Source organism: Cohnella xylanilytica, from assembly GCF_014212175.1.
Taxonomy (GTDB): Bacteria; Bacillota; Bacilli; order Paenibacillales; family Paenibacillaceae; genus Cohnella; species Cohnella xylanilytica.
The window spans coordinates 177,835-197,601 of sequence record NZ_JACJVR010000005.1 but is presented as its reverse complement, the minus strand read 5'-3'; the positions used below and the strand labels follow the sequence as shown (position 1 = coordinate 197,601).

Here is a 19,767-nt window from a genome sequence, read left to right as displayed (position 1 = left end):
CCGCAGCTCCGCGAGCGGCCAGCGGAGCACGCCGCCGACGACGACGGCGTCGGCGCCGGCCGCCTCCCGCGGGCCGAAGTAGCGCGAGGCCGGCACGACCTTGCCTTCCGGGGAGAGCATCACGAATTCGGGGTCCGCCCCGAGGCTCACCCGAGCGCCGCCCTCCTCCGACTCGCGCGCCCAATCCGCCGCGAACGCGGCCGCCCCGGCGCGCAGCCCGGCATGCTCCGGCCCGGCGCCCAGCCGCAGCCGGCCGTCGATGGCGACGATGACTCCGGTCCGTCCGGCGCGATCCAGCCTCCATTTTACCGTTCCCATATCCAGCCCGAGAACATAGAGCGCCCTCGCGGAAGCCCGCTTCAATCTTCGCTCGAGAGGCTCGAGCTTCGGATAGCCGTCCAGCGCGGGACGTACGGCGGCCGCGGTCAAGCCGAACGTCTCCACCGCGTATTCGCGCCCGCCCGGCCCGATGGGCGCCCCTCCGGCCCGCGCGCGGGGCCGGAAGCCGTTCTTCCGGTCCGCCTCGGGCACCAGCTCGACCCGGAACCCCTCCCGGCGAAGCCGCCTCGTCGTCTCCGCGTCGCCGAGCGCGCGCGCCTCCCCTGCCTTCGCGTTCCAGATCCAGGCCTGTCCCGCCCGCTCCGACAGCCCGGGAAGTCTGACGCCTGCGACGAGAACGGCGTCGTTCGGCCCGACGGCGCCGGCTCCGACCAGCCGCTCCGTGCCGGGAATGCCTAGCCAGCCGCTGTCGTCGTCCCTCGCCGCGATCCATACTTTGCCGGACAACCGTTCTCCCCCCTCTCTCCCGCCGCAGCCTGGCGACTCCCCCTAAGCTCCGCCTGCAAGGCCGCAGCCGCCGAGGGCGCCGAAGCCCGCCATGCGGCCCGGTCGCGATCGAACGGGCGCGTCTCCCGCGCGGACGCGCCGCGGCCGCCCCGCGAACGCGAAACGGGAAGGGCCGTCCCGCCGGCGGATGAACGCCAAAGCCGAATGACCCTTCCCCATGAGAGCCTTGACGCGGCCCCGGGGCCGCCTCGCGCAAAATAGGCTGCTATCGATGTACCGACAGGGCATTCGCCCTCGAATGTTCTCCCGCTTCGGCATAAGCTTAAGTACCGACCGCAACCGGGCCGCTTACAGATCGTCTTCGATCAGATCCGAATCGAGATCGTCGAAGGCGTCGTCCTCAAGTCCGAAGTCGGCATCCTTGGCGTCGTCGTCGTACCCGGCCGGATCCACGACGACCGTCACCTTCGTCTCCGCCACCATCTCGACGGCGTATTCCCTCTCTACCCGGATGAGCACCGAAGTCCCGTTCGAGCTCACCGTCGCTTCCACGCAGTTCGGTTCTTGCGTCGCTTCCGCGGACACTTCTTCGGTCGAAGCGCGGTGACGCGGGTCTACATACGACAGGGGCACGAGCTCCACGTAGGAGATCGTCTCTTTGGCTACGTCGGTTTGCGAATTCTTGTCGTAAGAATACCAGATGTTGATATCGTAAGAACCGATGACCTCGACCCCGCTCCCCGATTTGGCCGCTTCGTATTGATGGTTGATGATCCACGCGCCCAGAATGCTGGTCGGGTGGTGCGGCGGCGTCACGGTGTGGGTAACCGTCGAGAATTTCCGGCCTTTGCCGCATACTGCCTTCGTGATGATCTCCCTGCGTTGCAGCCGCTTATCCGCAATAGCCATACGGTAGACCTCCTCCATACGATCAAGTCAATTAAGTCTATGCAGGACATTCGTCTAGAGTGACAAAAAAGTATCCGTGCACAAGCGCTTCCGATTCATTCTATGACTTGTCGCGAAGAAGATGACCGCCGTTTTTTCTCCCGCTTGGCGATCGACAGGAACCTCCTGAGCTCCCGGCACAGCTGGAACAGGGCGGCTCTCGTCTCGAATTCGTCCCGGGTGGCCGGCAGCGGCATGCCGCGGAATTCCGCCTCCAGCTTGTCCAGCCGAAGCTCCGTCTTCCCTTCGTAAAATTCCGACCGCACGTCCTCCGCGAGCCCGTCGAACAGCCGGGCGATGTCGAGCGCCTGCGGCACGCGCTGCGACGCCAGGGCGACCGATTCCATCATGAGCTGAATGGAATCGAGCTGCTGCCGCCGCATATGGAAGTATAACAGCCAAGGCTCCGTCTGCGGAATGAGCCGGTTCTCGCGCGTTCGCTTCGCGACGACGATGCCTTCCTCGATGGCGGCTTCGGCCTTCAGCATCTCGTCCCCGCTCCACACCGTGCCGGGGTCGCGCAGGAATCGCGCCAGCTCTCCGAACACCGCGGCGAAGCCTTCCTCCGTCGTCCGCCGCAGCGCTTCGAGCGTCTTGCCCTCCTTCGGCATGTAGACGAGGTTGAAGAACGTCGCCCAGCCGAGGCCGATGAGCAGCAGGAGCACCTCGTTGCCGATCGTCTTCGCGCCGATCTCGCCGCTGGAGAACAGATGGAAGACGACGACGGCGCCCGTCACGACGCCTTCCTTGAACCCGAACCGGGCGATCAGCGGGAAGGCGATCAGGATGTAGACCGACAGAACCCAAATATGGAAGCCGCAAAAATAGAACAGCAGCGACGCGACGGCGAGTCCGACGAGCGAAGCCCCGAAGCGCGCGAACACGGTTCGAAGGCCTCTCCAACGGGTCGTATCCACGCCCATGATGGCCAGAATGCCCGCCGAGAGCGGATTGTCCACCTGCAGCAGGATCGCCGCGTAGATGGCGGTCAGCGCCGCTACCGCCGTCTTGATCACCCGAAATCCCATCATCCCCACTCCCCAACGGCATCCGAAGCGGACAAAAGCGGGACGAAGCGGCATCCGGTCTTCGGACCGGCCGCATCTTCCCGCTTCTATCCCGTTATCCTAACCGATAAATGTCTCTGTATTTGCCTTCCAGATAATCGCACAGATACGACGACCGGAGCGGTTCCCCGCTGATCCGCTCGATGATCTCGGCGGGCTGCAGCAGCTTGCCGTGGCGGTAGACGCCTTCGGTCAGCCATTCCTTCAGCGGCAGCAGATCGCCCGCGGCGATGCTCTCTTCCAGCTTCGGCAGCTTCTTCTTCGCCGTGTTCATGATCTGCGCCGCGTACATGTTCCCGAGCGAGTACGACGGGAAGTAGCCGAACGAGCCGCCGGACCAATGGACGTCCTGGAGCACGCCCTCCGCGTTCGAGCCCGGAACGACGCCGAGCGCTTCCTTGTACTTGGCGTTCCAGACTTCGGGCAGGTCCCTCGCCGGCAACGCTTCATTAAAGAGAAGCTTCTCGATCTCGTAGCGGATCATGATGTGCAGGTTGTACGTCAGCTCGTCGGCCTCGATGCGGATGAGCGAAGGCTCGACGACGTTGATGCCGCGGTAGAACGCCTCCGCCGACACGCCGTCCAGCTGCCCCGGGAAGTGCTTCTGCAATTCCGGGAAGTAACGCTGCCAGAAGACGCGGCTGCGTCCGATCATATTTTCCCACAGGCGGGATTGCGATTCGTGAATGCCCATCGACGTGCCGGTGCACAGCGGCGTTCCGACCAGCTCCTCCGCGATGTTCTGCTCGTACAGGGCGTGGCCGCCTTCGTGGATGGTGCCGAACAGCGCGCTCGTCAGATCGTTCGGGAGGTAGCGCGTCGTGATGCGCACATCGCCCGGGCTGAGGCCCGTCGCGAACGGGTGCACGCTCTCGTCGAGCCGGCCGGCCTCGAAGTCGTACCCCATCTGCTTGAGCGTGTACAAGCTGAACTTCTTCTGGGCGCCGATGTCGAACGTCCCCTGCAGGAACGACGTGTCCGGCTTCTCCCCTCTCGACGCGATCTCCTCCGCCAGCGGCACGAGCCTCGCCTTCAGCTCGCCGAACAGCCGGTCGAGATCGGCCGTCGTCATGCCCGGCTCATACATGTCGAGCAGCGTATCGTAAGGCGTCCGCTTCGCTCCCCACAGCTCGATGAATCGGCGGTTGTATTCGATGATTTTCTCCAAGTAAGGCGCGAATCCCGGAAAATCGTTCTTCTCCTTCGCCTCTTCCCAGGCGGATTCGGCTTGGGACGTCAGCACGACGTACTCGCGGTACGTCTCGGGCGGAATCTTCCGGTTGCGGTCGAAGTCCTTGCGTCCTTCCTCCACCATTCTGCGGTCGATCGCGCTTAATTCGGCGTATGTATTCGGCTGCTCCAGCGCCTCGAGAAGCTCTCCCATCTCGTCGGAGGTCGACAGGCGGAACACCTCGGAAGAGAGCGTTCCGACCGCTTCGGACCGCTGCCCGATCCCTTTGCGCGGCGCTCCGGTTCTCATGTCCCAGTAGACGACTCCGAGAATCTCCTCGTACTGCTTCAGCGTCCGCGTCAGCTCGCGGAACCGGCTCAGGGCCTGCTGCCCGTTCGAAGCCGAGCTCGTCATGTCGAACCCGTCCTTTCGCTTGTGGAATAATAGCGTCCTCTTGATCATACCCGCCGCGAAATCTATAATCAACATAATGGCTGGATAGGAGCGGCGAATGCGGAGGGAGAGATCGAAGATGAAGATGGAGTGGAGCGAGGAAGCGGCCAGGGCGCTTCGCGGCCGGTTCGGGGCGGAGCCCGGCCCGCTCAAGCTGGTGTACGACGCCGAAGGCTGCGGCTGCGCGGTGAGCGGGGTTCCCGCCCTCTGGATCGTAGACGAGCCTCTGCCGGACGATGTCCGGGCCGAGAGCGGCGCGTTCGAGCTCTGGTACGAGAAGCGACATGAGATCTTTTTCGACGAGACGCTGCGGATCGGCTATTTGCCGGATGTCCGAAGCTTCTCTCTCGTCAGCGACGCTCAGATCTACACGAACAGGCTGGCCGTCCTGGACCGCAGGTCGACCGCCGCCAAAGCTTGAAGAAGGAGAGAGACTGGCATGAGAAGAGTAGACGAGATCATGGAGCACAACAAGGCCTTCGTGGCGGATCGGGAGTTCGAGAAGTACTTGCCCGGGAAGCCGCAGGACAAGAGGATCGTCATCGTGACGTGCATGGACGCCCGGCTGACCGAACTGCTGCCGAAGGCGTTCAACATCCACAGCGGCGACGCGAAGGTCATCAAGAACGCCGGGGCGATCATTACCGCGCCGTTCGGCAACATCATGCGGAGCATTCTGGTCGCGCTGTACGAGCTTAACGCGAACGAAGTCATCATCTGCGGCCACCACGATTGCGGCATGACCGGTATCGACCCTCGCCGCGTCGTCGGCCACATGGTGGAACGCGGCGTTCCGAAGCACGTCATCCATACCCTTCATCATTCCGGCGTCGACTTCGACCGCTGGCTGACCGGCTTCGAGAACGTCAAGACCAGCGTCGAGAAGAGCGTCGACATCGTCCGCCAGCACCCCCTTCTGCCTCCGGGCACCCCGGTTCACGGCATGATCATCGATCCGCACAGCGGCGAGCTGGAGTGGGTCGTGGACGGCTACAAATACCTGGAATCTTCCGCCGTCGTCGAATTATAAGAAGCTTGGGCCGGCCCTCGTTATCGGGGGCCGGTTTTTCGTTGCCCCTCTTCCGCCAGCTGCACCGTTTATCCTCAAATGCAGCTTCCTTCGTATGCCTCTCCCCGCCTGCCGGCTCTTACTTCCGCGCCTGATTGGCCGAGATAGCTCGGAATCACGCAAAAGCACGTTCAGAAGCTGAGCCAAATGGGCGGAGAAGCGCGGGAACGTGTAAAAGCAGCTCTATGGCCGAGTCAAATCGGCGGAGAAGCGCGGGAACGAGCAAAAGCAGCTCAGCGGCTGCGAGTGTTGAGGAAGGTCTTTCGGCAAGTTCCCCTTAAAGCCGCTCAGCCTCGTCTCTATTCATCCGAAGATGCTCGGCTTCGGACTGCCGACAATTTCCGCCCATTCCGCCGCCAATGATCCAAAGCTGCTCTCTCGCCGGACATCTTCAACCGCTCGCCCGCTCTCCCTGCGAAATTGCTCACTCGCTAAGCAGCTCTCGTACATCTCCCTCTACTCAGCCGAACATGCTCATTCCTTGAACCGCTTCAGCTCGCTCCGCCGCTATCTGGCTAATCGGGCTCGCTCTCCGAGCCTCATTGTTCCAACGAGCCGCTTCAGCCAGGCCGACTCCTTGCCCTTGCCTTCGCTCGCGCATCGGCCGCTTCCGCCCGGGCGGCGATCACTTCGCTGCGATCGCGGGTCGCGTGGCGATGCACGACCTCGGACGGGATCGCTTCAGCCGGAGCGCCCCATGCCCAGCCTCTGGCCGCGCAGAGCTCCCGGGCCAGCCGCAGCAGGAGCGGATCGGCGATCGGCAGCTCGAGCTCGGCGTAGAAGACGCCGTCCGGACTGCCCCAAGCCTCGACCCGTTCGCGAAGCATCGCGGCGAGCCGGGCTCCGTCAAGGCCGATCCGTCCGAGCTCGCCGGGATCGGCTTCCTCCGCCGCCTTGGCGAGCAGCTTGTAGGCGCCCCGCCCGTTCCCCCGGCGCGCATGGTACTGCGCCACCGCGATCCGAACGAGGACGAGCCAGCTTCCTTCGCTCGGCGAGCCCTTCTCTTTTTTCCACAATTCCTCCATCAGCTCGTGGCATTCGAAGTAATCCCTCGACCCGAAATATTCCGCGAGGTACGAGATAAATTCCGGAGGATAAGGAGATAATGTCATCGTATCCGACTCCTTCTAACTATCCGCTTCCTCCAGCATAGCCGAATCCGCCGATTTCGGCATCTATTAAATCTTTGAAACCGTTCGCTCGGACGCCCGTATATCCTTATTGTAAGTACCTATAGACAAACCAGGAGGAGTCACGACACAATGTGGAAAAAAGCTTTGCTCTTGTTCAGCCTGTTCACCTTCACCCTCGCGGTGGCCGTACCGGTCGATTTCGCCGATGCCGCGCGCAAAGGCGGCTACAGCTCCGGCAAGAGGTCCTACACCCAGACGCCCAAGAAATCCCAAGATAACGTGCAGAACAGCACGAGCGGCACGAAGACCGGCACCGGCGCGGCGGCCGGAACGACGCAGAACCGCGGCTTCTTCAGCGGCGGCAGCCTGATGAAGGGACTCATGATCGGCGGCATCGCCGGCTTGCTCTTCGGAAGCATGTTCAGCGGTATGGGCTTCATGGGCGACTTCCTGGGGCTTATCGTGAACGTATTGGCGATCGTCGTCCTCATCGCGGTCATCCGGGCCGTGTTCATGGCCATCCGGCGCAACCGCGAGCAGCGTCGCCCGAACGATTCCCGCCGTTGGTAATCCGCCATGCGATTGACCATGGACGAGATCGTCAACGCCGTCTGCCTGCACCTCTCCGAGCGGCATGAAGTGCCTCCGTCCGCGATCGAAGTCGAGCTTCTCTGGGACGAGGAGCAAGGCTTCAGCGCGGAGGTCTGGGTGCAGGGCCGCAGCCGCTTCCTCGTAGAAGCGAACCTGAAGGAATCGATCATGCGCTACATGCTGACCGAATACCAAGCGCGCGTCTACCCTTCCCAGATCAAGCTGGAAGTGGACGACGAGATCTGGGCGGACATCTCCGCCTGACAACCGAGAATACGAAGAGGCAGGCCCATGCTACCCAGCATGGGCCTGCTTTTTGGGATGGGAAGGTGGCTAGCCTCCCTCCTGACCCGACATCGTCGGGTTACAACCTCGCCGCATAGGCCGGAAGATCGCGCGAAGCCGAACGCCGCTCTTATTCAATCTCCCGCTGACCGCGACAGGCCCGCGCTCCGCTAGTCGTCCCGAGCCGTAAGCGGCGGGCTCGCTCAAGCCTCCATCGACTCCGCCCCGCCGCCCGCCGCGTTGCGGCGGAAGTCGGTCGGCGTCTGCCCGAAGTGCTTCTTGAACATCCGGTAGAAGTACGACGAGTTCGTGAAGCCCGTCAGCTCCGCGATCTCCGCGATGGAGCGGTGGGTCTGCGAGAGCAGCTCGAGCGCCTTCTCCATGCGGACGCTCGCGATGACGTCGACCGGCGCCTTCATCGTGATCTGCTTGTAGACGCGGCCGACGTAGCTGGGCGACAGGTCGAGCTCGTCGGCGAGCCAGTTGAGCGACAGGTTCGGGTTCGCGTAATGAAGCTGGATCAGCTCGTTGATCCGCCGGATCAAATCCTCGTGCTTCATGCTTCTCTTCTCGGCCAGCTTGGCGTGGATCTCGTCGAACAACCCGTAGAAAATCGCGTCGATCTCGGCGATCGTCTCGAACTGCTCGATCGGCGGCATCGTCAAGTCGCTGCCGTATTGGAATTCGAGGGAGTGATTCCTCCGCAGCGTGTGCAGCACCCCGTTCAACGTCATCGTGAGGTGCGAGAGAGCCGACTGCGCCACATGGAACGGGTAAGACGCCGTCTCGCCGACGATCTGCGCGTACGCCTGCTTGGCGTCGGCCGTCCGGCCCGACAGCAGCGCTTCGACGAGCTTCTTCTCCTTCTCGGCGGGGAACACGTAATTTTTCGCTTGCAGCAGCGTAATGTCCTGGGCCCGGATCATCGAGCAGTGCCCGATGAACAAGCGGTGCATCGAAGCGTCCCGCACCTGGCGATACATGGCATGCAGATGAAGCGCCTGGTGGTCCGGGCCCGAATACGTCACCGAGATCTCCGTCTTGAGGTGCTCCCGGACGGCTCTCTGGATCTGAAGCAGAATCGAGCGAAGCAGCTCCTCGTCCCCCTGCTCGCCGGTCGGCTTCGTCCCGAGCAGAAGCAGCAGGCTGTCGCCGTCCATGTCGATCGTCTCCGTCTGGAACGACTGCATGCATAGCTCGGTCGCGATGTTCATGATGGCGTATTTGTAGACGCGCAGGTCGCTCCCCTTCTCTTCCGCGAATTCCTTGAAGCGGTCGATTCGCAGCAAGGCGACCCGGTAATCCTGCTGGAAGTTGAACTCGATGCCGAGCTCGGCCATCTTCCCGCGCAGCGTCTTCGGATTAAGAGCCTCGACTCCGAGCACGAGGCTGCGCAGAAGCTGCTGGCGCAGCGTGAACAGGTTGTTGCGCTTGTCGTTCTCCAGCTTCCGCATGCGGCTCGCCATCTGCCCGATCGGCTCGTACAGCCGCCTCGAGAGCAGCCAGGACCCGAACAGGCCGACGACGAGAATGCCGAGCGCGATCAGGATCGTGAGCTCCCGCATCGAATTGACCTTCTCGGTGACGAGCGAATACGGGGTGACGCGCACGTACCGCCATTCCAGCGGGTCCGGCTTCGTGTAGGAGACGAGCGACCGCACCCCGTTCACCTTGCGGACGAAGTAGCCGGCTTCCTCCTTGGCCGCGATCGTGCGGATAAGCTCGTCATCGCCGCTTTTCTCTCTGCTTTTCCCGCCGCTGCTCTCGCCGTTATTCTCGCCGTTCGCCGCGCCGCCTCTCGGCCCGATCCCTTCTCCCGAGACGACGGTCCCCTCGCTGTCGATAATGAAGGAGTTGCCTCCCTTATCCGCTTGATGGTTGCCGATGTCCTTGTTGATCCAGGAGGACGAGATGTTGACGATGACGGCCGAATTGAGCTCGTTGTTCGTCCCGATGGCGTCGTAGCACAGATACGTATATACTTCCTTGTCCGCCTCTCCTTCCGCCGTCCGGTACGTTCTCGGAATCGGGGAGAACGGCTTGTAATCCCGGAAGCGGTCGAGCAGGCGCAAAATATCTTTATCGTTCAGCTCGCCCCGGGCGAGCATCCCGTTCTGTCCGGAATTGGAGGATATGTAGAAGTAGGCCGAATTCGGATTGTACACGTAGATCGATTCGATGTACGGCATCGAGTTCAGATAGTTCTGAAGCTCGCCCATCGCCGCTACCTGATCGTAAATCGTCGGTTCCGCGTAGAACAGAAGCTTGGCGACGCTGCTGTTCCGGTACAGCTGGAACGTGAGCGATTGCGCGCTCTCCGTCATGTTGACGACTTCCCGGCTCGTCTGCGTCAAGTTGCCGAGATCGGACTGATAGACCTGGTTCAAGGCGATCCGGTTGAAAATAAAAAATAAAATGGTCGACGAGATGACCAGCGTCAGCACGGTGCACAGAACGATTCCGAGAAGCAGCTTCGTATACAGCTTCCTGCTGTCCTCCTTCATCTTCGGCAGCAATGGAATCCCTCCTCCGATCGATCCGCCTGTAGCGTTCCTTGACTATACCTTCGTAAGCGCTTACTGTCAATGAGGCGAAGCGGCCATGAAGCGCCGTTCGCCCGCGACGAACCGGGCATCCCCTGCGGGATGCCCGGCCTGCCGGCGAGGACCGATTACTGAATGCCGTTCGCCGCCGTATACTCGAGCCATTGCTTCTTGTAGCCTTCCTGCACCTTCTCGAGACCGGCCTGCTTCGCCTTGTCCATCGCCGTCTTCATGCCCTCGTCGACGTTCTTGACGAGTCCGGCGTACAGCGGGTAGAAGTACTGCTTCTCGACCTGCTCGAGAGCCGCCCTCTCCGCCTGGTAAGGCGTGTAGTCTTCCGCGAAGCCCGTGAAGATGTCCGGCTTCTGGATCTTGTCCAGCTCGGCGAAGATCTCCTTGACGCCGTCGAAGCTCTTGTCGAACAGCATGAACTCCGGATTGCGCCAAGCCCAGCCGTTCATGCCTTCGCGGCCGAACCCGTTGGACGTGCTGTCCCCGATCATTTTGTAATAGCCGTCTTTGACCGTGTAGTTCTTCCCTTCGATGCCGTACTGCGTCAGCTGGTTATATCGCTTGTCGGTGACCATCTTCTCGTAGAACGCGAGCGCGCGCTCGGGGTTCTTGCTGCTCTTCGGAATGGCGAACCCGTTGTGGATCGGGTGAACCGGCGTCGCGAAGCCGCGCGTGAGCGGGAACGGATAATAGCCGAGCTTCCAGTCGGGATGCGACGATTGCATCTTCAGCTGCGTATCGTTGAAGCGGTTCGGGTTGTCGCCGAGCATCGCCGCCGCCTTGCCGCTGACGATCGGGGCTTGCATCGTGTCCTTGACGTTCAGCACGTTCTTCGCGAAGAAGCCCTTCTGCTGCCAGCGCTGAATGACCGTGAGGTCGGCCTTCATCTCGTCCGAGCCCCAGTAGGAGTACACTTCGGTCGGCTTGTTGTACTTGATGCCGATGCCGTAAGGCAGCGGGCCGCCGACGGTGTCGTCGTTGATCTCGCGGAAGACGTCCATCAGGTTCGTCTTGACGTCGGAGTTCATCGACAGCGGCTGCATGTCCGGCTCGTTCTTCTTGATGCCGTCCAGGTACGCTTCGAACGAGGCGATATCCTTCGGCACCGGCAGGTTGTACTTCTCGCGCAGGTCCTCGCGGTAGACGAAGCCGTTCGTGACATACTCCTTGAACGTGGCCGGCACGGTGTAGATCTTGCCGTCGATCTTGACTGCGTCCCACATGTCCTGCGGCACGAACGCTTGCAGCTTCGGAGAAGCCTTCGGCAGCAGCTCGTCGAGCGGCAGGAACGCGCCCTTCTTGGCGTATGCCTGGTACTGGGTCCAATCCGCGGTGAAAATAAGGTCGATCGGCTGCCCCGACGACAGCAGCAGCTTGTACTTCTGGTCCCAGTCGGTCCAGGACGTGTAGTTGAACTTGACGGTGGCGTTCAGCTCGCTCTCCGCCATCTTGTTGATCTCCGCCTGAATGATGCCGAGATCCTTGGGCGCGTCGCCGAGCATGTAGAACTGAAGCTCGACGTGCTTGGAGGTATCGAGCCCCGACGGGCTGGCGGAGCCGCTCGCCTCCGGGCTCGCGGAAGCGCTCTCGCTCGGCTTCGCGCTGGCGCTCGGGCTGGCTCCCTGGCTGGCTTCCCCGTCGTTCTTGTCTCCCGATCCGCTGCAGCCCGAGAGCGCGGCGCCGACCAGCAGGACGGTCAGCAAGAGGGATACGGTCTTCTGTGGTTTGTGCATTCGAATCCTCCCTTTATGAACTATAAATATATGTTAGCCGCCTTGGCGTCAAGCCCGGGACGGGCGGCGCCGGCGGTTCTAACCGCGGTTCAGCCCTTGACGGCGCCGATCGTAAGGCCTTTGACGAAGTAACGCTGCACGAACGGATACAGCAGCAGGATCGGGCCGGTGACGACGATGGCCATCGCCATCTTGGTCGATTCGGTCGGAATGTCCTGCCCGAGCGAGACGCCGGTCCCCGCTCCCATCTGCATGATGAATTGGATGGTGTTGACGATGTTGTATAAGTAGAACTGGAGCTGGTACATCTTCTGGTCGTTAATGAACAGCGACGACAGGAACCAGTCGTTCCAGTAGGCGAGCGCGAGGAACAGCCCGACCGTCGCGATGCCCGGAAGCGACAGCGGCAGCACGATGCGGTAATAAATCTTGAAATCGTTCGCGCCGTCGATCTTCGCCGATTCGTTCAGCTCTTCGGGGATCGCCGACCGGATGAAGTTCTTCATCAGGATGATGAGGAACGGCGTCATCAGCCCCGGATAGATGAGCACCGTATACGTGTCGGTCAGCTTCAGGTACTTGGTGATGAGGATGTACCAGGGAACGAGTCCGCCGCCGAACAGCGTCGTGAAGTAGATGAAGAACGAGAAGGCGTTGCGGTATTTGAAGTCGCGGCGCTGGAGCACGTAGCCGGCCATCGTGATGAACAGCAGGCCGAGAAGCGTGCCGACGACGGTCGTGATCGTCGTCACCTTGTACGCCGAGAGCACTTGCTCGGGGAATTTGAACACGAGCCGGTAGCCCTCGAAGGAGAACTCCTTCGGGATGAAGCGGTAGCCGTACTTGACGATCGCTTCGTTCTCGGTCAGCGAGGCCGAGATGACGAGCAGGAACGGCAGCAGGCAGGCGATCGTCAGGACGATGATGACCGTATAGGAGATCGTCTTGAACAGGACGGCGTATTTGTCCTCTCTTATAGCCATGGGAATCACTCTCCTTAGAACAGGGCGTAGTCTTCGTTGATTTTCCGAATGATGTAGTTGACGGTCATGACGAGCACGAAGCCGAATACCGATTGGTAGACGCCGGCCGAGGTCGCCATCCCGATGTCGAAGGTCACCTTCAGCGAGCGGTAGACGTACGTATCGAGAATGTCGGTCGTGTTGTACAGGACGCCGTTGTTCCCGATCAGCTGGTAGAACAGGTCGAACTGCCCCTTCATGATGCTGCCCAGGGCGAACAGCAGAAGCACGACGAACGTCGTCTTGAGCATCGGGACGGTGATGTGCCAGACGCGCTGGAAGATGTTCGCTCCGTCGATCTTCGCCGCCTCGTAATATTCGTCGCTGATCCCCGTGATCGCCGCCAGGTAGATGACCATGCTGTAGCCGAGGTTCTTCCACAAGTAGAAAAGAATGATAAGCGGAATCCACATCCACGGCGTGTTGTATACGTCGATCGGTTCCATGTTAAGGCCCTTCAGCAGCGTGTTCAGGAAACCGCTCTCATAGTTGAACAGGTTGTACACGATGACGCTCAGAATGACGAACGAGATGAAGTAAGGCAGGAACAGAATCGATTGGGTCAGCTTCTTGAACCACTTCAGCTTCAGCTCGCTGAGCAGAATCGCGGCCGCGATGGCCAGCGCGTTGCCGAGCACGATGAACGCCAGGTTGTACCCGAGCGTATTGAGCGTCAGCTTCGTCAGGATGCCGGACTTCCATAAGAACTTGAAGTTCTCGAAGCCGACGAACTCGCTGTCGAACAGGCTGGTGTTGAAGTCGAACCGGGTGAACGCGTAGTAGATTCCCACCATCGGCAAGTACGAATTGATGAGGAAAAAAACGATGACGGGAAGCAGCATGAGGAACATCAATCGGTTCTTGGACAATTCGTGAACGAATCCGCGTCTCGTTCGCATAAGGCTTCTCTCTCCTCCTTGGGTCGGTTGCGCTTGAATCGCTTGAACCCAGTGTAGGCCGCCCCCGGTTCGTCCGGATAGAGAACCTTCGCGAAAATCGTGAACATATCGGGCGTTCGCGGTGTGAACAAATACGCGATTCGTGAACAATTCGGCACTTCATGCCGCTATTCCGGGCACAAAACCTTCACTCGAGATCCTTCGGCGGGATCGTTCACAGAAAATGAAGCGAATTCATTGACTTCCCCTCGGCCAAGTGGTAGTTTATTGGTGTTGGATTGGTATTGTATTGGTTCTATATGAATTCCACATCGAAAGGGGACGTTCATGGAAGAGAAGCCGCTGCTTAAGGACCGTATCACCGAGGAGCTGAGAGAGCGAATCGACAAGCTGCAGGCGGACGTTCCCGTCCGGATTCCGTCCGAGAGGGACCTGTCCGAGATGCTCGGAGTGAGCCGGATCAGCGTACGGGCGGCGATCAAGAACCTCGTTCAAGAAGGACGGCTCGTCCAGGAGCAGGGCCGGGGCACGTTCATCACCCCGAGAGCGGCCTCGATCAAGAGCCTGCACATCCTTTGCTCGCCCGACATCAAGCAGAACGACCCGTTCTATAACGAATTTCTCGTTCAATTAACGAATGAGGCCGCCAAGCGGTCGATCCACCTGTTCATCGTCCATCCCGACCGGCTTCCGGATCGGCGCCAGGACTGCCCGCTTCTCGCGGTCGGCCAATGGGACGCCGGGTCGCTGGCGACGTTCGCCGGCCTGTATGACCGGGTCGCGATGCTGCTTGGGGATGCCGTCTCCGCGCCGAACGTGACGCAGCTCGTGTTCGACGACGAGCGCATCGGCCGCGAAGCCGCCGATCGGCTGCTCAATCTCGGCCACCGCGAGCTCGTCCTGCTCGCCGGCCCCGACCGGTACCGCTCCGCGCGGCTGCGGGCGCAAGGCTTCGCGGACCGCGTGCGCGAGCGCGGCGGAGCGTTCGCGATCCGCGCCGCGAAGATGAACTGGCAAGGCGGCTACGAGTCGGGAGACGAGGTCGCCGGCTGGCTCCGGGACGGAAGCCCGGGAAGCGGCGCCGTCCCCACCGCCCTGTTCGCCGCGAACGATTGGATGGCGGCGGGCGTCATCCAGAAGCTGAAGGAGTGCGGCTTCCGGATTCCGGAGATGCTGTCCGTCGTCGGCTGCGACGACATCCCGCTCTCCTCCCAGTTCGAGCCGGCGATCACCACGTTCCGGCTGGACATGAAGGCGATGATCGCCCGCACGTTGGAAGCGCTTCAGGAGGACGAGCCGCCGGAGCGCGATGCCGGAAGCGAGATCAAGCTGGCGGCAGACTTCGTCGAACGGGATTCCTTGATTCCGCTCCGTTGATTCCGTTTCTATTGAACATTCGCTCCATTCATCTATCCGATTCATTCATGAACCGAAGGGAGAACGAACTTAATGACGATCGCATTGAGGATCCGGGCGAACGCCCCCAAGGGCACGATCAGCCGCAACATCTACTCGCACTTCTCCGAGCATCTCGGACGGTGCATCTACGAAGGCTTCTGGGTCGGCCACGATTCGCCGATTCCGAACACGGACGGCATCCGCAACGACGTCGTCGAAGCGCTGCGCAAGATCAACGTGCCGGTTCTTCGCTGGCCGGGCGGCTGCTTCGCGGACGAATACTTCTGGAAGGACGGCGTCGGGCCGTACGAGAGCCGGCCGCGGATGATCAACACGCACTGGGGCGGCGTCGAGGAGAACAACCACTTCGGCACGCACGAGTTCATGCGCCTGTGCGAGCTGATCGGCGCGGAGCCGTACATCAGCGGCAACGTAGGCAGCGGCACCGTGCGCGAGATGCAGCAGTGGGTCGAATACATGACGTTCGACGGCGAATCGCCGATGGCGAACTGGCGGAAGCAGAATGGGCGCGAGGAGCCCTGGAAGCTGAAGTACTTCGGAGTCGGCAACGAGAACTGGGGCTGCGGCGGCAACATGCGGGCGGAATACTACGCCGACGTCTATCGCCAATACGCCACCTACGTACGCAACTATGGCGACAATAAGATCTACAAGATCGCCTGCGGAGCGAACTCGGAGGATTATCATTGGACCGAAGTGCTCATGCGCGAAGCGGGCAAGCATATGGACGGTCTCAGCCTCCACTACTACACGCTGCCGACGGGCAACTGGGGCGACAAGGGCGCGGCGACCGGCTTCGGTCCGGACGAATGGTTCTCGACGCTGAGACGGACGCTGTTCATGGAAGAGCTGCTCGTCAAGCATTCCGCCATCATGGATAAATACGATCCGGAGCGCCGCGTCGGCCTCATCGTCGACGAATGGGGAACGTGGTACAACGTCGAACCGGGCACGAACCCCGGCTTCCTCTACCAGCAGAACACGCTTCGCGACGCCCTCGTGGCCGGGGTCAACCTGAACCTCTTCCACGAGCATAGCGACCGCGTCAAGATGACGAACATCGCGCAGATCGTCAACGTGCTGCAGGCGATGATTCTGACCGAAGGCGAACGGATGCTGGTGACGCCGACGTATCACGTGTTCGACATGTACCAGGTGTTCCACGACTCCACCCACGTTCCGGTCGAATACGACAACCCTTCGTACCGGTTCGGCGAGGAGAAGATCGGCCAGCTGAGCGTCTCCTCCGCGATCGGACAGGACGGCAAGCTGCACCTCGCCGTCTGCAACCTGAGCCACGAGGACGCCGCCGACCTGCGCGGAACGCTGGAAGGCTACGAGTGGACCTCCGCGAAGGGGCGTATTCTGACGAGCTCCAAGCTCGACGCGCACAATACGTTCGACGAGCCCCAAGCGCTGGAGCCGACGGCCTTCGAAGCCGTCCGGGAAGAAGGCGGTTCGCTGCGGGTGAACCTGCCTCCCGCTTCCGTCGCCGTACTGACTTTGAGCTAAGCTCATAAGATCGCCCATAGAAGCAAATAAGATCGGTTGGCGGAGAACTATATCCGTCAACCGATCTTTTTATACGTGCTAATGTATAGATAAAAGGTAACTTTAGCATTGGTAAATTCCGATACAATTATGAAAGTCCATGGTTTGTAAGCGCTTTTCCGTAATCATAAAATAAAGTCTACCTGCATCCCCCCACAACATCCCGTTTCCTCGATCGGAATCTACCTGCAACAATAAACGCCAATCCATCGGTTGCGTTTTATCAGCATGATTTGCATTCCAAATTTGGGTTGCGGCAGACTGCAGATCTCCTTGCAATTGATCCGGATAACCAAGAATTCTATTTAATCGATTATCCTTGATATAAAGCGATTCACGAACCATATTCAAACCTGTTATATAACCTATTAGATCTTCGGAGTTATTTTCATAGGTCATCCCAAAAGAGCGTATAATACTGGATTCAGATGGAGGCAATGTTAACTCTGGGATGAATTTTACACTTGATGAATGATATCTCCATTCAGCTTCCAACGCCTCAGGAAATGGAATCCTGTCCAAATATCCGGAACCCTCGGAATGAAATACATAGGTTTCAGCCAGTAATGCTTCTCCCCCTTCATCGAATACGGATTTTGAGGAATAGAAAAAATATAAAATCCCTTTGCTTGGTAAACCCGCCAGTCTTAAATCACTACAATTGATCTGACATATAAAAGATTGAAGAAGACATTTGGAAATAGAACCCCATTGTTTTTCAAGTCCGACACCATCCAATATGAACTTGATTCTATTCATCATAACAATCAACCCCTCATTTACTTTCATATCCATATCAGGTGTATTATAGATGCGTCCTGAGTGATTCTTTCGCGAACTATTAATGAAGGAGGAGGGATAATTTAGAATCGTTCCATACGTTATCTTCGGTTTGCTTTCGTCAATTTCTCTAGCCAACGCAGAATCGCTAAACCAATCATACGCCAGAAGTGATAATTGGGTTGGAAAATGGAATTACACATTTATCCCCATTATAGAGAATTCGGACAAATTTTCAATAATACCCAACAAATTACCAACATCATTTAGCGAAAATTCAGATTATAATTTGCATGACCCTATATTATCACGTTCAGTGAATGGTATTGGCGTAGCATTTCAGTTTTCTCAAGTAACGAGTTGGTGGACAAATTACTAACAGACAGAGGACACTTTTAATATCATTTGCTAGTAAAAGCAGAGGGATAAACACCCCTCTGCTTCTTTTATTTGATTGCTACACCCGGAATTGCCCCGCCAGCTGCCGCATGCCGTCCGCGACGCCGGACAGCTCGCCCGAAGAGCGGCGGATCTCCTCGCACGAGGCGAGCTGCTCCTCGGTTGCCGCGGCGACCCGCTCGGCCATCCCGGCCGTCCGCACCGCCAGGTCTCCCATCGTCTCGACCGAGGCGGCGACCTCCTCGGAGCTGGCGGACAGCTGCTCCGCGGCGGCCGCGGTCTCCTGGAGCCTCGCCGACACCTCCGCGGTCGATCCCGCGATGACGCCGAACGCCTCCTCCGCGTTCCTCACCGCGGCCACCGACTCCCGGGCCTCCTCCACGTTGCCGCCGATCGTCCGGGCGACGAGAGCGGTGTCGCGCTGAATCGCGTGAATGAGATCGATGATGCTCTTCGACGATTCCTCCGTCTGGGCAGCCAGCTTGCGCACCTCTCCGGCCACGACGGCGAAGCCCTTGCCGTGCTCTCCCGCGCGCGCCGCTTCGATCGCCGCGTTAAGCGACAGGAGATTCGTGCGCGTCGCGATATCGCCGATCAGCGATGAGATCTCTCCGATCCGGTCGGTCTGGGACGCGAGCCGGCGAATCGTCTGTGCCGTCTGCGCAAGCGACGAGGACAACCCTTCCATTTTCCTCGAGACTTCCCGTATGACCTCCGAGCCGCCGCCGGCCGAATCCGCCGCCCCCTTGGACAGCTCCGCCACTTCCGACGTATTGTGCGCGATTCTCTGCACGCCTTCCGCCATCTCGTCGATGACCTTCGAGCATTCGGCGGCGTACCGGGCCTGCGAATCGGACCCGCTCGACACCTGCCGGATCGATTCGGCCACTTGCTTCGCGGCCTCCGCGTTCCGCTCCGCCCGCTCGCTGAGCTCCTTGGACGAGCCCGCGACGGCGACGGACGATTGCTGCATCCGATTCACCGAATCTTGAAGCCGGCCGAGCATCCGGTTCGCTGCCGTCATCATCGTCCCGAATTCGTCCTTCCTCTTCACGGCCAGCGGCTTGAGCGTCAGATCCCCGTCCGAGATCCGATCCAGCGCCGATGTCGCCGTCTTGAGCGGAACGGTAATGGCGCGGATCAGGTAAAAGGCGATCAGCCCGATCGCCGCGAGCGCGGCGGTTCCCCATAGCGCGAAGACGGCGAGCGCGTTCTTGTAGATCTCCTTCGACCGCTCCGTGCTCTGCACGGCTCCGTTATGGTCGAACATCACCATCAATTTGAGCAGGCTGCGCATGTTGTTGAAGTACATCATCGCTTCCCGCGTCGCCTTCGTCTGTTCTTCGCTGCCTTCCGGGGCTTCCGCGATCAAGTCGAACCGCTTCCGGAACATTCCCCAATTGTTGGTCAAGCTATCGTAATTGCTACGGTCCGTCTCGTCCGTAATCGTCTTCTCGTACTGCGCCAAGCTCTGCTCGATATTCCGAACCAGCGTGTCCCGCGCGGTGGTCAGCGGCTTCCTCTCGTCCGCGGAGGAGGTCAGCTCCAGCTGATAGTAGTTGCCCATGTACTGCTCGACGAGCTGCGCGATCGTGTTGATCGTCTCGATCCCGAACATCCACTTGTTCGTCACTTCCGAGGAATTCGTCTGCACCTGCTCGATCTTCGCGATGCCGTTCCAGCCGATCCCGACCGTAAAGAGAAGCACGACCAGAAACGAGAACAAGAGCTTGCTGCGCACGGACCCCATCGTCCATTCCTCCTATGCCGATTCTCCTGCGGCGAGCGGTTCGATCGGACCGTCTGGATGGGACTAACCGGGTGCGCGTCCGACTCGTCAAGAGTAACCCGCCAATATTAAGCCAGTATAAATGTCATATTTGATCGCGTTCAAGAAGCGCCGGCC

The 19,767-nt window shown here is 60.0% G+C and carries 17 protein-coding genes; 6 read left to right on the top strand and 11 right to left on the bottom strand.

Going from position 1 to position 19,767, the window contains the following annotated elements; genetic code table 11:
* The 4 genes from H7B90_RS02725 to H7B90_RS02710 all read right to left on the bottom strand — a co-directional run.
* On the bottom strand, window positions 1-786 hold a 786-nt coding region (locus H7B90_RS02725), incomplete at its 3' end, for a putative amidoligase domain-containing protein (protein ID WP_446483091.1).
* A 348-nt stretch (window positions 787-1,134) separates the two neighbouring features.
* Entirely contained in the window at window positions 1,135-1,695 is a 561-nt protein-coding gene (locus tag H7B90_RS02720) for an outer spore coat protein CotE (protein WP_185134323.1), read from the bottom strand.
* A gap of 95 nt (window positions 1,696-1,790) precedes the next feature.
* The gene (locus tag H7B90_RS02715; protein WP_185134322.1) at window positions 1,791-2,762 is read right to left on the bottom strand and encodes an aromatic acid exporter family protein; all 972 of its coding nucleotides are present in this window, start codon (window positions 2,760-2,762) and stop codon (window positions 1,791-1,793) included.
* A gap of 94 nt (window positions 2,763-2,856) precedes the next feature.
* Window positions 2,857-4,386 carry a carboxypeptidase M32 gene (locus H7B90_RS02710; RefSeq protein ID WP_185134321.1) on the bottom strand — a complete coding sequence of 510 codons (1,530 nt, stop codon included), beginning with the start codon at window positions 4,384-4,386 and terminating at the stop codon, window positions 2,857-2,859.
* 118 nt (window positions 4,387-4,504) lie between these two features.
* Between H7B90_RS02710 and H7B90_RS02705 the strand changes: the two genes are divergently transcribed.
* A complete protein-coding gene (locus tag H7B90_RS02705) occupies window positions 4,505-4,846 on the top strand; it encodes an iron-sulfur cluster biosynthesis family protein (RefSeq protein ID WP_185134320.1) in 342 nt (113 codons plus the stop codon).
* Window positions 4,847-4,864: 18 nt separating this feature from the next.
* Entirely contained in the window at window positions 4,865-5,455 is a 591-nt protein-coding gene (locus H7B90_RS02700; protein WP_185134319.1) for a beta-class carbonic anhydrase, read from the top strand.
* Window positions 5,456-6,054: 599 nt separating this feature from the next.
* On the opposite strand, the gene H7B90_RS02695 is transcribed toward H7B90_RS02700, so the two are convergent.
* Complete coding sequence (locus H7B90_RS02695) at window positions 6,055-6,606, bottom strand: DUF309 domain-containing protein (protein WP_185134318.1); 552 nt, start codon at window positions 6,604-6,606, stop codon at window positions 6,055-6,057.
* 150 nt (window positions 6,607-6,756) lie between these two features.
* Here H7B90_RS02695 and H7B90_RS02690 point away from each other — a divergent pair, with 150 nt between their 5' ends.
* Together H7B90_RS02690 and H7B90_RS02685 are read left to right on the top strand one after the other, a co-directional pair.
* Window positions 6,757-7,197, top strand: a complete 441-nt coding sequence (locus H7B90_RS02690; protein ID WP_185134317.1) for a hypothetical protein — start codon at window positions 6,757-6,759, stop codon at window positions 7,195-7,197.
* Between the two features lie 6 nt (window positions 7,198-7,203).
* Window positions 7,204-7,482: a DUF2653 family protein gene (locus H7B90_RS02685; protein ID WP_185134316.1), complete on the top strand. Its 279-nt coding sequence runs from the start codon at window positions 7,204-7,206 to the stop codon at window positions 7,480-7,482.
* Between the two features lie 224 nt (window positions 7,483-7,706).
* On the opposite strand, the gene H7B90_RS02680 is transcribed toward H7B90_RS02685, so the two are convergent.
* The 4 genes from H7B90_RS02680 to H7B90_RS02665 form a co-directional block, all read right to left on the bottom strand.
* A complete protein-coding gene (locus H7B90_RS02680; RefSeq protein ID WP_185134315.1) occupies window positions 7,707-10,019 on the bottom strand; it encodes an AraC family transcriptional regulator in 2,313 nt (770 codons plus the stop codon).
* 155 nt (window positions 10,020-10,174) lie between these two features.
* Window positions 10,175-11,791: an extracellular solute-binding protein gene (locus tag H7B90_RS02675; RefSeq protein WP_185134314.1), complete on the bottom strand. Its 1,617-nt coding sequence runs from the start codon at window positions 11,789-11,791 to the stop codon at window positions 10,175-10,177.
* 89 nt (window positions 11,792-11,880) lie between these two features.
* Window positions 11,881-12,774, bottom strand: coding sequence for a carbohydrate ABC transporter permease (locus tag H7B90_RS02670; RefSeq protein WP_185134313.1), 894 nt, complete (start codon window positions 12,772-12,774; stop codon window positions 11,881-11,883).
* 14 nt (window positions 12,775-12,788) lie between these two features.
* Complete coding sequence (locus H7B90_RS02665) at window positions 12,789-13,712, bottom strand: ABC transporter permease (RefSeq protein WP_185134312.1); 924 nt, start codon at window positions 13,710-13,712, stop codon at window positions 12,789-12,791.
* A 327-nt stretch (window positions 13,713-14,039) separates the two neighbouring features.
* Here H7B90_RS02665 and H7B90_RS02660 point away from each other — a divergent pair, with 327 nt between their 5' ends.
* Window positions 14,040-15,089 (top strand): GntR family transcriptional regulator, encoded by a 1,050-nt coding sequence (locus H7B90_RS02660; protein ID WP_185134311.1) that lies wholly within the window; start codon window positions 14,040-14,042, stop codon window positions 15,087-15,089.
* 72 nt (window positions 15,090-15,161) lie between these two features.
* A complete protein-coding gene (locus tag H7B90_RS02655) occupies window positions 15,162-16,643 on the top strand; it encodes an alpha-N-arabinofuranosidase (protein ID WP_185134310.1) in 1,482 nt (493 codons plus the stop codon).
* 102 nt (window positions 16,644-16,745) lie between these two features.
* On the opposite strand, the gene H7B90_RS02650 is transcribed toward H7B90_RS02655, so the two are convergent.
* Together H7B90_RS02650 and H7B90_RS02645 are read right to left on the bottom strand one after the other, a co-directional pair.
* The gene (locus tag H7B90_RS02650) at window positions 16,746-17,444 is read right to left on the bottom strand and encodes a DUF1963 domain-containing protein (RefSeq protein ID WP_185134309.1); all 699 of its coding nucleotides are present in this window, start codon (window positions 17,442-17,444) and stop codon (window positions 16,746-16,748) included.
* Window positions 17,445-17,919: 475 nt separating this feature from the next.
* Window positions 17,920-19,611: a methyl-accepting chemotaxis protein gene (locus tag H7B90_RS02645; RefSeq protein ID WP_185134308.1), complete on the bottom strand. Its 1,692-nt coding sequence runs from the start codon at window positions 19,609-19,611 to the stop codon at window positions 17,920-17,922.
* Between the last annotated feature and the right edge of the window lie 156 nt (window positions 19,612-19,767).

What these genes read in the sequence shown, in the direction of transcription:
- H7B90_RS02700 (WP_185134319.1), top strand. Translation starts at nt 4,865, where the DNA reads ATGAGAAGAGTAGACGAGATCATGGAGCACAACAAGGCCTTCGTGGCG.
- H7B90_RS02720 (WP_185134323.1), bottom strand. Translation starts at nt 1,695, where the DNA reads ATGGCTATTGCGGATAAGCGGCTGCAACGCAGGGAGATCATCACGAAG.
- H7B90_RS02670 (WP_185134313.1), bottom strand. Translation starts at nt 12,774, where the DNA reads ATGGCTATAAGAGAGGACAAATACGCCGTCCTGTTCAAGACGATCTCC.
- H7B90_RS02705 (WP_185134320.1), top strand. Translation starts at nt 4,505, where the DNA reads ATGAAGATGGAGTGGAGCGAGGAAGCGGCCAGGGCGCTTCGCGGCCGG.
- H7B90_RS02645 (WP_185134308.1), bottom strand. Translation starts at nt 19,611, where the DNA reads ATGGGGTCCGTGCGCAGCAAGCTCTTGTTCTCGTTTCTGGTCGTGCTT.
- H7B90_RS02685 (WP_185134316.1), top strand. Translation starts at nt 7,204, where the DNA reads ATGCGATTGACCATGGACGAGATCGTCAACGCCGTCTGCCTGCACCTC.
- H7B90_RS02660 (WP_185134311.1), top strand. Translation starts at nt 14,040, where the DNA reads ATGGAAGAGAAGCCGCTGCTTAAGGACCGTATCACCGAGGAGCTGAGA.
- H7B90_RS02655 (WP_185134310.1), top strand. Translation starts at nt 15,162, where the DNA reads ATGACGATCGCATTGAGGATCCGGGCGAACGCCCCCAAGGGCACGATC.
- H7B90_RS02695 (WP_185134318.1), bottom strand. Translation starts at nt 6,606, where the DNA reads ATGACATTATCTCCTTATCCTCCGGAATTTATCTCGTACCTCGCGGAA.
- H7B90_RS02715 (WP_185134322.1), bottom strand. Translation starts at nt 2,762, where the DNA reads ATGGGATTTCGGGTGATCAAGACGGCGGTAGCGGCGCTGACCGCCATC.
- H7B90_RS02665 (WP_185134312.1), bottom strand. Translation starts at nt 13,712, where the DNA reads ATGCGAACGAGACGCGGATTCGTTCACGAATTGTCCAAGAACCGATTG.
- H7B90_RS02675 (WP_185134314.1), bottom strand. Translation starts at nt 11,791, where the DNA reads ATGCACAAACCACAGAAGACCGTATCCCTCTTGCTGACCGTCCTGCTG.
- H7B90_RS02710 (WP_185134321.1), bottom strand. Translation starts at nt 4,386, where the DNA reads ATGACGAGCTCGGCTTCGAACGGGCAGCAGGCCCTGAGCCGGTTCCGC.
- H7B90_RS02690 (WP_185134317.1), top strand. Translation starts at nt 6,757, where the DNA reads ATGTGGAAAAAAGCTTTGCTCTTGTTCAGCCTGTTCACCTTCACCCTC.
- H7B90_RS02650 (WP_185134309.1), bottom strand. Translation starts at nt 17,444, where the DNA reads ATGATGAATAGAATCAAGTTCATATTGGATGGTGTCGGACTTGAAAAA.